9 protein-coding genes and 1 pseudogene are annotated in these 11,652 nt (G+C 60.5%); 8 read left to right on the top strand and 2 right to left on the bottom strand.

From position 1 onward, the window contains the following. Positions 1-167 precede the first annotated feature (167 nt). From GGR30_RS11705 to GGR30_RS11695, 3 genes and pseudogenes are all read left to right on the top strand, one after another. On the top strand, positions 168-1,847 hold the full coding sequence (locus GGR30_RS11705; protein ID WP_183486455.1) for an arylsulfatase: 1,680 nt from the start codon (positions 168-170) through the stop codon (positions 1,845-1,847). Positions 1,848-1,968: 121 nt separating this feature from the next. Then, positions 1,969-2,767 (top strand): annotated as a pseudogene (locus GGR30_RS11700) (transporter family protein). A gap of 70 nt (positions 2,768-2,837) precedes the next feature. Further along, entirely contained in the window at positions 2,838-3,803 is a 966-nt protein-coding gene (locus GGR30_RS11695) for a SphA family protein (RefSeq protein WP_183486452.1), read from the top strand. 40 nt (positions 3,804-3,843) lie between these two features. On the opposite strand, the gene GGR30_RS11690 is transcribed toward GGR30_RS11695, so the two are convergent. Then, a complete protein-coding gene (locus GGR30_RS11690) occupies positions 3,844-5,118 on the bottom strand; it encodes an anaerobic sulfatase maturase (protein WP_183486450.1) in 1,275 nt (424 codons plus the stop codon). A 313-nt stretch (positions 5,119-5,431) separates the two neighbouring features. Further along, positions 5,432-6,535, bottom strand: coding sequence for an ABC transporter ATP-binding protein (locus GGR30_RS11685; RefSeq protein ID WP_183486448.1), 1,104 nt, complete (start codon positions 6,533-6,535; stop codon positions 5,432-5,434). 193 nt (positions 6,536-6,728) lie between these two features. Here GGR30_RS11685 and GGR30_RS11680 point away from each other — a divergent pair, with 193 nt between their 5' ends. From GGR30_RS11680 to GGR30_RS11660, 5 genes are all read left to right on the top strand, one after another. After that, positions 6,729-7,457, top strand: coding sequence for a GntR family transcriptional regulator (locus GGR30_RS11680; protein ID WP_210288020.1), 729 nt, complete (start codon positions 6,729-6,731; stop codon positions 7,455-7,457). A 4-nt stretch (positions 7,458-7,461) separates the two neighbouring features. Beyond that, positions 7,462-8,484, top strand: a complete 1,023-nt coding sequence (locus tag GGR30_RS11675; RefSeq protein WP_183486446.1) for an alpha/beta hydrolase — start codon at positions 7,462-7,464, stop codon at positions 8,482-8,484. 34 nt (positions 8,485-8,518) lie between these two features. Next, positions 8,519-9,742, top strand: a complete 1,224-nt coding sequence (locus tag GGR30_RS11670; RefSeq protein WP_183486444.1) for an ABC transporter substrate-binding protein — start codon at positions 8,519-8,521, stop codon at positions 9,740-9,742. Between the two features lie 140 nt (positions 9,743-9,882). Continuing rightward, entirely contained in the window at positions 9,883-10,794 is a 912-nt protein-coding gene (locus GGR30_RS11665; protein WP_183486442.1) for a carbohydrate ABC transporter permease, read from the top strand. Then, positions 10,791-11,624, top strand: a complete 834-nt coding sequence (locus tag GGR30_RS11660) for a carbohydrate ABC transporter permease (RefSeq protein WP_183486440.1) — start codon at positions 10,791-10,793, stop codon at positions 11,622-11,624. The genes GGR30_RS11665 and GGR30_RS11660 overlap by 4 nt, the downstream gene beginning before the upstream one ends. Positions 11,625-11,652 lie beyond the last annotated feature (28 nt).

Here is an 11,652-nt window from a genome sequence, read left to right as displayed (position 1 = left end):
TATATGATATGCAAAACCATTAGTTGAGTTTGGAAAAATATTGTTAGAGGTTTTTGTTTTTGCAAAAATATGTTAGAGTGTCCTTCGTTTTCTAAGATTTAATCAAATTACGCAGTGCATCAATTGTTCTTTTCCACCTGCCGTAAGGCGGGGCTAGGGAGGCTGGAATGGATGACGATGCCCATGATGACGCACAGGAAACGACCGGCGCGACCGGTGGGGTGACCCGCCGGAACCTGCTCTTGAGTTCAAGCGTGCTGGCGGCTTTTACCACGATCGCGACGACGGCGACCGTCGCCGGGCCCGGCCGGGCGCGAGCGCAGCAGCCTGCAACCGCAAGGCGGCCGAACATCCTTGTCATCTGGGGCGATGACATCGGATGGCAGAATGTCTCCGCCTATGGCATGGGGACGATGGGCTATTGGACGCCGAATATTGACCGCATCGGCAATGAAGGCATTCGTTTCACCGATCATTACGCTCAGCCGAGTTCCACAGCCGGTAGAGCAGCCTTCATTACGGGGCAATACCCGATCCGTTCAGGCATGACGACCGTCGGGCAGCCGGGTTCGGCGCTCGGACTTCAGGCCGCTTCACCCAGTCTCGCCGCGGTCATGAAGGGCGCGGGCTATCGCACAGGACAGTTCGGCAAAAATCATCTCGGCGACCGCAACGAGCATTTGCCGACCGCTCACGGGTTCGACGAGTTCTTCGGCAATCTCTACCATCTCAACACGCAGGAAGAGGCCGAACAACGCGATTACCAGCGCTTCGGCGAAGCCTTCTCGGGCAGCCTCGAGGATTACGAAGAGCGCTTCGGAACGCGCGGCGTCCTGCATTCGAAGGCAACTGACTATGACGACCCGACCGAGCAGCCGCGTTTCGGCCGGATTGGCAAGCAGACGATCGAGGATACCGGGCCGTTGACGCAGGAGCGGATGAAGAACTTCGATGGGGCCGAGGTCATTCCGCGCGCCATCGACTTCATGTCGGCCGCGGTGGATGCGGACGAGCCCTTCTTCGTATGGATCAATACCAGCCGCATGCATCTCTACACGCGGCTCAACGAGGAATGGCGCTATGCCGCGGAGGAATATACCTCCGAGGCGGATATGTACGGATCAGGCATGCTGCAGCATGACCATGATGTCGGCGTCATTCTCGACTGGCTCGATGACAACGGCCTGAGCGACAACACGATCGTCTGGTATTCGACCGATAACGGGCCGGAGCACAGTTCCTGGCCGCATGGCGGCACCACGCCGTTCCGCGGCGAGAAGATGACCACCTATGAGGGCGGTGTGAGGGTGCTTTCCATGTTGCGATGGCCCGGCGTCGTTCCTGCGGGTCAGATCCTCAACGGCATCCAGGCACATCAGGACATGTTTACATCACTCGCGGCAGCAGCCGGTGTCGAGGACGTGAAAGCCATGATGCTGGAGGAAAAGAGCCAGTATATCGACGGGGAAAACAACCTGCCTTACTGGACTGGCGAGAGCGATCACTCCGCGCGCGATCACATCTTCCATTATTACGAGAGCGATCTGACCGCCGTGCGCATGGGCCCGTGGAAGTTCCATTTCTCGACCAAGGAGGATTATTACGCCAACCTTGTTCCAAGAACGGCGCCTCTGGTCTTCAATCTCAGAATGGATCCGTTCGAGAGTTACGATTCCGTCGATGCCTATGGCCATCTCATGCAGAAGGTATCCTGGCTGGTGCAGCCAATGGGCGCGCTGATCGAGCAGCATCTGGCGTCGCTTGCGCAATACCCGCCGGTCCAGGGTGGGGCATCGTTCGACATGTCGAACCTCATAGAGGATTACCTCAGCAGCGGCCTTCAATAGGCTGGCGACTGGCCTGCTTTGTGTACTTTTGACCGGATGGCGCCGATCCAGCGGCCATCCGGCGTGATATCGCCTTTAGAAACATAAAACCGAACTTGCCGTGCGACCGGAGGGTTTTCGCATGAAGAAGAGCTGTGTTGCCTGCGCCACGCTTGCGCTGCTGTCGGCCGCGATCTGCGCGCGTGCCGAGGATAATGAGGAACTGGCCAAGCAGCTCAGCAATCCGGTCGCCAACCTGATCAGCGTACCATTGCAGTTCAATTATGACGGCAGCATCGGCAGTGCGGGGGGGCGATCGGGCTACCCTCAACATACAGCCGGTTGTCCCCTTCTCCCTGAATGACGATTGGAACCTGATCACGCGGACGATCGTGCCGGTTACCTGGCAGCGGGAAACCGCCGGCAGGTCGGGCACCCAGTTCGGCTTGGGCGACACGGTCCAGAGCTTTTTTCTGTCGCCGAAGGATCCGTCCGAAAGCGGCATTACATGGGGTGCCGGACCGGTTTTTCTCTACCCGACGGCGACAGACGATCTCATGGGCCTTAGCAAATGGGGCGCCGGGCCGACTGCGGCCGTGCTCGATATTACCGGCCCCTGGACGGTCGGTATTCTTGCCAACCACATCTGGTCCTTCGCCGGGGACGATGCGCGGAGGGATGTCAACGCGACTTTTCTTCAGCCCTTTCTGACATACACGACCGAGAGCGCATGGTCGTTCGGGCTCAATACCGAAACCACCTACGACTGGCTGGCCGACAGTTGGGCCGTGCCGGTCAACGCGACGGTCGGGAAGCTCGTCGTCCTTGGCGACCAGCCCGTCAATTTCCAGGTTGGGCTGCGATACTGGGCGGAAAGCCCGGCAGGCGGGCCAGGCGGTTTCGGAGCGCGCTTCGTGATGAATTTCGTGTTTCCCAAGTGACGCATCGCGCGAGTGTCCCGGTGTCGAGGCGCCATTTGAATTGGATTTCGCAAAAAAAGGCAGGGCAGGGATGATGCAGCAATTTCGGGCTACACTGCTCCGTAGCGGGCTCGTCGGTCTTGCGGGCGTGCTGACATTCGCCGGGGGTGGCGCGTCGACGCAGGCGGCCGAAGCGGGCACGGGCTTTTATCTCCTGGGGTCCAGGGGCCCGATGGCCGGCGTTCTTGCGCCGCCCGGAAGCTATCTGGCAAACGACATCTATTTCTACGCGGGCTCCGCCGGGGCCAGTGCCGATCTTCCGGCCGGAGGGCAGGTCATCGCAAATATCGACGCGACCGCGGTCATCGATCTTGCAACTGGCCTCTGGGTTCTTCCGGAAGAGATCGCCGGCGGCAATCTGGGACTGACGGTCACCTTGCCCTGGGGCTACCAGAATGTCGATGCGTCGGCGGTGTCCGCCGGCGGGGGTATTGGCGCGTCCATCAGTGACGATATCTTTTCCATCGGCGATCCTGTGATCGGCGCGAGTCTTGGCTGGCATTCCGGCAACTGGCACTGGATGGCCGGAACGCTCGTCAACGTGCCGATCGGCGACTATCAGAAAGGAGAGGTCGCCAATATCGCGTTCCACCGCTGGGGCGCGGATCTGAACGCGGCGGTGACCTGGCTTGATCCGCTTACCGGCTGGGAGGCCTCGGGCGCGGCGGGCGTGACCTTCAACGGAGAGAACCCCGAAACCGATTATGTCACGGGAACCGAGCTCCATTTCGAGGGCGCCGTGACGAAGACATTCGCGTCCCAATTCTCGGCCGGAATTGTCGGCTACTACTATCAACAGGTAACCGGCGACAGCGGACCAGGCGCATCGCTCGGAGATTTCAAGGGACGTGTGGCCGCCCTGGGCGCCACGGTTGGCTATAATTTCAATGCCGGCAAAACGCCGGTCTCCCTTCGTGCCAAGATCTATCGCGAATTCGATGCGAAGAACCGGCTGGAGGGCACAAGCGGCTATCTGAGCGTCTCGTTTCCATTCTGAACCGAGCGCGGCGAGGGCGGTCGGACCGGGCTTGTGCCTGTCAGCCGCCGCGCGCCAGCCTGTCGCAGGCTTGGATCACGTGGCCATAGAAATGTTGCAGGCCGTGGCAGAGGTAGTGAAGACCGGCCTCTCCGTCCTTCGTTTTCAGAAACCGATCCTTCGGACAGTGTCCCCAGCAAAGCTGCAGGTAACGACATTGCCGGCATTTTCCGGGCAGGTTTCGCGATTTGTCGAAGCCGAAATTGAGCTGCTGCTCGCCGAATGCGAGGTTGCCCTCGTGACGTTCAAGCAGGTTGCCGATCTTGAATTCAGGATAAACGAAGTGGTCGCAGCTATAGACATCGCCATTGTGTTCGACGGCCAGCGCCTTTCCGCAGATGCGGCTCGTCACGCATTGCTGTGAGCCCTGTCCAAGCAGCATAGACAGGATATTCTCGAACTGGTCGACAAACACGCGGCCGTAGTCATTGCGCTCCCATTCATCCCAGATGGTCGTCAGGAAACGTCCCCACTGTTCCGGGCTTACCGACCATTCAGCGACCGCCGAATTGGGGTGGCCGGGACGGGCGGCCCGCGCGTTCTCTCGCGGCAGGCGTTTTCTGTCCCAGTGATGCGGCGCGGTCTTGAAGAAGTCCTTCTTCTCCATGCCGGGTATGAACTGGATCATTCGCGGTCTGATCTCGTCGCGAAGAAAACGATAGACCGCAAGCGGCTCCTCGGCATTTGCGTTGTTTACGACGCAGAGCGCGCTGAAAGGAACCTCGTGGTCGCGCAGCATCTTCGCGGCGGCGACGACGCGCTCGAAGGTCGGCCGGCCGGCTTTGTTCACGCGGTAGCGGTCATGCAGATGTTCCGGTCCGTCGATCGACAGCCCGACGAGGAAGCCTTCCGTCTTGAGAAAGCGGCACCATTTCTCGTCAAGAAGGATGCCATTGGTCTGCAGGTCGTTCTCGATGCGCTGGCCCTGTTTGGCGTAACGGCGCTGAAGCGCGACGACCTTCTCGAAGAACGGCAGGCCCATCAGGGTCGGCTCGCCACCCTGCCAGCTGAAGACGACCTCGTCTCCATCCTGCGCCTCGATATACTGGCGGATATGCTGCTCGAGCACCTCGTCGCTCATGCGTGGCGCCTTGGGCTGGTGCAGCAGGCCTTCCTTGTGCAGATAAAAACAATAGGTGCAGTCGAGATTGCACTGGGCTCCGGAGGGCTTGATCATCGCGTGAAAACGATGGGTCTGGCCTTTGGCCACAAATCCAGCGGCCTCCAGTTCCGGGCCGGAACGCTGTTCGGAAGAATGGGTCTGCGCCAAGGTCATGATGTCTCCGCCGGCGGAAATTTCCGGCAGACTTCGCAATGCGGGCAAAAAAGCGCGCAAGGTCCAATCCGCCCTCCTCTTCAGGGCAGAGTATAGCATTCATTCGCGTCGAATGATATTCGTTCGCGCCAATCCGGACATGGCCAAGCTGATCGCAGCCAGCCGGCCGGCGAAGATCGACCGGCTGCACGTTTGCGGCAAACCTTATCGTTGCTCGAACTCCCCGCCCGAAGGCGGGAAGCCGGATCGCTTTCGCCCTGCCTGCCTGGCCTGGCGCGACATCGCGCAATCCGGGCGGTGTCGGCGGGACGCGCTAGGCGGTGGTGCCGACCGCCATCGGCATTGCTGCCAACTCGAGGCGGTCGCCGCTCTTGGTGTCGAAGAAGTGAATCTTGTCGGCATCCGCGGTGAAATGCAGCGTCTGTCCCGGCTGGAGCGTGGGGTCCGGCGCTAGGCGCGCTGTGATCTCCGTGTCGCCGAGAAGGCAGATGGCATGCGTATCGGAACCGAGTGGCTCCAGAACGTCGATCCGGGCGGAAAACAATGCTTCCTCGGGCGCGCAGGGAACAAGGTGTTCCGGGCGGATACCGATCTCGACCGCCTTGCCGTTCTCGTCTCCGCCTGCGATCGGCAGAGCGAAATCGTAGAAACGAAGCTCGGTGAGCCCGCCTTCCGATACCAGACGGGATTCGATGATGTTCATCTTGGGCGAACCGATGAACTCGCCGACAAAGCGGCTTACCGGGCGCTCGTAGACGCTGACCGGCTTGCCCTGCTGCATGATGACGCCGTCCTTGAGGATGACGATATGGTCGGCAAGCGTCATCGCTTCGACCTGGTCGTGGGTGACGTAGATGGTCGTGGTCTTCAGGAGCGTGTGCAGGCGCTTGATCTGCGTGCGCATGTCGACGCGCAGCTTGGCGTCGAGGTTCGAGAGCGGTTCATCGAACAGATAGACCTGCGGACGGCGGACGATGGCACGGCCCATGGCAACGCGCTGGCGCTGGCCGCCGGAAAGCTGGCCGGGCTTGCGCTCAAGCAACTGGGTGATCTGCAGGATGTCTGCGGCTTCCTGCACCTGCCTTTCGATCTCGGCCTTGGCGACACCGCGCATCTTCAGCCCGAAACCGATGTTCTCGGCAATCGACATGTGCGGATAGAGCGCATAGTCCTGAAACACCATGGCGATGTCGCGTTCGCGCGGCTCAAGGTCGTTGACGACCTTGCCGTCGATCTTCAGCCTGCCGCCGGAGATTTCCTCCAGGCCCGCGACCATGCGCAGAAGCGTGGATTTGCCGCAGCCGGATGGGCCGACAAAGGTCACAAAAGACCCATCCTCAATAGATAGGTCGATACCTTTAATCGCGCGGAACGCGCCGTAATCCTTGACCAGTTTTTCGAGTTCGATGCTTGCCATCAGTACCTCCCGGATGACCGGGCTCTATGCTGTTTACCCGGAATTGCCTTTAGTTTCATAGTTTTGTGCGGTCGTCACCGGTCATCATGTTTTCGGTGTCTGGTGGCGAACCCGACGAAAAATTCGTCTTGCCAAGCTCCGTTGGTATCGCTATATTATCGATAACGTTATCGATATGCAAGCAATGGATTGAATGATGGCGATCGAAAATTTCGGAAAACCGAGGGGCGGTCCTGCCTCCGGATCTTCTGCTCCGACCGCCCGGCGCGCCGGGCGGCGCAGCCTGACGGTCTATGGCGACCTGCAGCGCGACATCATGCTCGGCGACATTCCGCCGCTCACCGCCATCCTGGAGCTTGATATCGCCGAGCGTTTTGGCTGTAGCCAGAGCACGGCGCGCGAGGCGCTGATTGCGCTTGATCATGATGGTCTGGTCGACCGCCTGCCGCATCGCGGCACGTTCGTCGCCGATTCCAGGGCGGAGGATGCCCGGGAGCTGATCATGGTCCGTCGCGAGATCGAATGCCGCGGCGTGCCGCGCATCATGCAGCGCTACGGTTCGCTTTTGCGCAACAGCCTGCTCGAGATCATCATGTCCATGGTGCGCGCCGCGCGCGCCGAAGATGCCTATCTTCTCTCCCAGCTTGACCGCGAATTTCATCTGAAGCTCTACGAGGCGGCCAACCTGCCGTCCGTCCAGCCGATCCTCAGGCGCTGCCTCATCCACAATCATCGCTTCAAGATCCTGAACTCGAAGGATCGGCGGGATCTGGTCGAGACGGCCGAGCGGCACGAGGCGATCGTCGAGGCTCTGAACAGCGGCGACGTCAACTCCGCGGTCGCGACGCTCTCCCACCACATCACCACGATCGTCGAATTCGGTCCCAGCATTCTGCCGGAAGACGCGCCCGAGGGGAGATGAGGCAATGACGGGGGGAAGCGCACGGGAAGATATCGGCGGCGATCGCTTCGAGGCGCGCGCGGGGGATTGTCTCCTGTCGCCGGAGATGGAGGCCATCCTGGCGCGTCTTGCCGAAGAGGATGCTGCCCTCGGCGATCCGACGCTGATGAAGCCCCGGGACGGGCGCGCCCAGGCCGAAGCGGTCAATGCGCGCTGGAACCGGGAGATGCCGGCGCTTTTCGCCGCAGGCGACTTCGCGATCGAAGGGCCGGCCGGCAATCCCATCGCCTGTCGTCTCCTGACCCCTTCGGCCGATGCCCGTGGCCTGATCGTCTTCGTTCATGGCGGTGGCTGGGCCTTCTGCAGCATGGCGACGCATGAACATGCCGCCCGTCGTCTTGCGATCGCAGCAAACGCCCATGTCCTCACCTTCGATTACCGCCTGGTGCCCGAGCATCCTTATCCGGCCGGGCTGGACGATTGCGCAGCGGTGTGGAACGCCGTGCTTGAAGGGCACGGGCCGCTCGCAGGCCTCGGCGGTCCGCGCGCGCTGTCGGGCGACAGCGCCGGCGCCAATCTCGCCCTAGCTCTGATGCTGCGCCAGATCGATGAGGGCGGGGCGCTGCCGGATGCAGGCCTTCTTTTCTACGGCGTCTACGACGACGATTTCGCCTCGCGCTCTTATGTCGACAGCGCCGAGGGACCCGGCCTGACGCGCGCGAAGATGATGCGCTACTGGGATTTCTACACGCCCGACACATCCGTTCGAAAAAGCCCGTTCGTCTCGCCGCTCAAGGCCGATGACGCGGCGCTTATGAAGCTGCCGCCGCTCTATCTCAATGCGGCGGCGATCGACCCCTTGCGTTCTGACACTGCAAACCTTGCCCGCCGGCTCGAAGCGCTTGGGCGACGGGACACGTACAGGCTCTATCCCGGTGTTGTGCATGGCTTCATGCAGATGAACCCCATTCTCGCCGAAGCCCGGACGGCGGCAGAGGAGGCGGCGAGCGCCTTCTTGGAAGTTGCGGGCAAAATGAAAACCACTTGAACCGCTCAAAAGGCGGCACAAAGCGGAGGAGCAAATGAGGAAAATACTGACGATTGCGGCGTTATCAGCGTCGGTCATCGCGTATGGTGCTGCGGCGAATGCCGATGATACCGTGCGTTTCTGGTATCATTTCGACAATGCGGATAACCCGATGTCCGATCTGATCGCCAAATTCGAGGAGCAGAACCCCGGCATCACGATCGAGGCGGAAAACGTTCCCTGGAACAGCTATTACGACAATCTCTATACGTCGATTATTGCAGGCAACGCCCCCGACGCAGCCATGGTCAAGCTTTACGCCCAGCCGCGTCTGGTCGAAATGGGCGCGCTGGTGCCGATTGATGACTATATTTCCAGCTGGGAAGGCACCGCGGATCTGCAGGACAACCTGCTCGACCTGACCAAGGGTCCTGACGGCAACCAGTATTATCTGCCGATCCAGTATGTCGTTCTCTATCTCTATTATCGTGCGGACATGCTGGCAGAACTCGGGATGGAGGTGCCGAAGACCTGCGAGGAATTCCGTGAGGCTGCAAAGGCGCTCACCCAGGATACCGATGGTGACGGGAATCCCGACATCTATGGCTTTGGCTTCCGCGGCGCCAAGGGCGGCCAGGAACACTGGGGCTCGCTCGTGCTCTCGCGCGACGGCGTCAGCCTTGATCAACCCGGCGGCCTGACCAACCCGACCGCGATCGAAGGCACGCAATGGGTGGTCGACCTGTTCCAGAAGGATCACGTCTTCCCGCCATCCGCCCCCAATGACGGGTTCAAGGAAGTCACCGGCGCTCTGAAGGCCGGCAAGACCGCCATGACCATCCATCACATCGGCTCGGCCAATGACATGGATGCCGCTCTTGGCGACAAGATCTCCGCGACCACGGTGCCGGAATGCGGCGGCGGCCACTGGACGACCTTCGGTGATGAATCGACGGCGATCTTCTCCAGCGCGGAAAACAAGGATGCCGCCTGGAAGTGGATCTCCTTCCTGTCGACGACCGGCAACAACAAGGAATTCAACGAGGCGACCGGCCAGCTGCCCGTCACCAAGTCGGATTCGGCCAACTGGACCCTGCATCCCAAGCGCTTCGTCGATGCCACGGTCGCCTCGCTGCCCTTCGCGGTGACGCTGCCGAACACGCCGGAGACCTCGGATTTCGTCAACACGGTCTGGCCCGTCAACATGCAGCGCGCGCTGACCGGCGAAATCACGGCCGAGAAGATGAACCAGAACATCGAAGAGCTCTTCAACCCGTAAGAGCCGCGTAAAACACCGTCCGGCCCGAACCTTCCGGGCCGGGCTCCTCCCATCCGTATCACCTTCGAGACTGACCCTTTTTGCCGGCCCCCGAGGTGTTGGAGCGATAAGGACGCCGGATCAACCGGCGAAAACGGACCATGACCATGACTGCCCCCGATATGCCGGCGGGGCGCGTGGCGCTAGCCAAGCGCGTCTTGCTCTATGCCCTGCTGTCACCCGCCGTACTGGTGACGCTGGCGATCGTTTTCTTTCCGATGATCCAGGCGGCCTGGATGAGCCTGCACGATTACGTGCTGTGGAAACCAAATGCGATCACCTTCGTCGGCCTGAAGAATTTCTTCGCCGCCTTTCAGGATGAGGTCTTCTGGATCTCGCTGAAGCATACTGTGATCTGGATCGGCATCACCATTCCCGCCCAGATGCTGCTCGGCCTGGCGACCGCCATGCTCTTGAACCAGGAATTTTCCTGGCGGCCCCTGGCGCGTGCGCTGATCATCATTCCGTGGGCGCTGCCAAGTGTTGTTATCGGCCTGATGTGGGTCTGGATCTACGACAGCAATTATGGCGTGCTGAACGACTTCCTGCTCAGGATTGACGTCATCAAGCAATCGATCCCGTGGCTGGCTGATCCCGACACCGCGCTTTACGCCATCATCCTGACGCTGACCTGGCAGGGTTTCCCCTTCTTCGCGGTGATGATCCTCGCCGGCCTTCAGTCGATCCCGAAAAGCTATTACGAGGCTGCCTCCATCGACGGCGCCAGCAAGTTCCGCCAGTTCTGGCACATCACGCTGCCCGGCATTTCCGGCGTGCTCGTTACCGCCGTGCTTTTGAGAACCATCTGGGTCGCGAACTCGATCGACGTCATCTACGTCATGACCGGCGGCGGCCCCGGATACTCCACCTACACGCTGCCGCTCTATGCCTTCATCAAGGCCCGCACCAATCTCGATTTCGGCTACGGCTCCGCACTCGCCGTGCTCTTCACGATCATGCTTCTGGGTCTTGTCATCGTCTATCTGCGCAAGGTCGGGAGTGACAACAAATGATCGCCGGAAAGAAGTCCAGAACCAAAACCCTGCTGTTCGTCGAACTGCCGATGGTGCTGATCCTGTTGTTCACGCTGGGTCCGTATCTGTGGATGCTGCTGACCTCGCTGACGGCTGAAAATCGGCTGTTTACCGAAGGTCCCAGCATTATCGGCGCCACCTTCGAGAACTATATCCGCCTGTTCAAGACGGTCGGCTTCCTCAACAACATGATCGCCTCGCTGATCGTTGCCGTCGGCACGGTGATCGTCGGCCTGTCGCTCAGCGTCACGGCGGCCTACGCCTTCTCGCGGTTCTCCTTCCGCGGCAAGAAATATCTGATGATCCAGTTCCTGATCATCAACATGTTCCCGATCGTTCTGCTGATCCTGCCGCTCTTCGTTCTGATGCGCGTGCTCGGCCTCCTGGATACGCATCTGGCGCTGATCATCGCCAACTCCACGGTCGCCATTCCATTCTCCACCTGGATGATGACGAGCTATATCAACGGCATCCCGAAATCGCTGGACGAAGCCGCCATGACCGATGGCTGCACCCGGATGGGCGCGCTACGTCGGGTCGTCCTTCCGCTCTGCACGCCCGGCATCGTGGCGACCGGCATCTATATCTTCATCACCTCCTGGAACGAGTATCTCTATGCCCTCACCCTCGGCGGTCAGAATGTGCGCACCATCACGGTCGCCATCCAGACGCTGATCGGCGAATACGAGGTGCAGTGGGGCCTGCTGACGGCGGGCGGCATTGTCGGCGCGCTGCCGGCGACCATCCTGTTCCTGATTGTCCAGAAACGTCTCATCAGCGGCATGACCCAGGGCGCGGTCAAGGGCTGATGACCAACCACCAACTGTAGAAAAGAGA

Source organism: Martelella radicis (assembly GCF_014196625.1).
GTDB lineage: Bacteria > Pseudomonadota > Alphaproteobacteria > Rhizobiales > Rhizobiaceae > Martelella > Martelella radicis.
The sequence above is the reverse complement of the archived record's forward strand: the minus strand, read 5'-3'. Positions and strand labels throughout refer to the sequence as shown.

Bases quoted from the DNA above. Each gene is read 5' to 3' on its own strand.
- GGR30_RS11705 (WP_183486455.1), top strand. From the start codon at position 168: ATGGATGACGATGCCCATGATGACGCACAGGAAACGACCGGCGCGACC.
- GGR30_RS11695 (WP_183486452.1), top strand. From the start codon at position 2,838: ATGATGCAGCAATTTCGGGCTACACTGCTCCGTAGCGGGCTCGTCGGT.
- GGR30_RS11690 (WP_183486450.1), bottom strand. From the start codon at position 5,118: ATGACCTTGGCGCAGACCCATTCTTCCGAACAGCGTTCCGGCCCGGAA.
- GGR30_RS11685 (WP_183486448.1), bottom strand. From the start codon at position 6,535: ATGGCAAGCATCGAACTCGAAAAACTGGTCAAGGATTACGGCGCGTTC.
- GGR30_RS11680 (WP_210288020.1), top strand. From the start codon at position 6,729: ATGATGGCGATCGAAAATTTCGGAAAACCGAGGGGCGGTCCTGCCTCC.
- GGR30_RS11675 (WP_183486446.1), top strand. From the start codon at position 7,462: ATGACGGGGGGAAGCGCACGGGAAGATATCGGCGGCGATCGCTTCGAG.
- GGR30_RS11670 (WP_183486444.1), top strand. From the start codon at position 8,519: ATGAGGAAAATACTGACGATTGCGGCGTTATCAGCGTCGGTCATCGCG.
- GGR30_RS11665 (WP_183486442.1), top strand. From the start codon at position 9,883: ATGACCATGACTGCCCCCGATATGCCGGCGGGGCGCGTGGCGCTAGCC.
- GGR30_RS11660 (WP_183486440.1), top strand. From the start codon at position 10,791: ATGATCGCCGGAAAGAAGTCCAGAACCAAAACCCTGCTGTTCGTCGAA.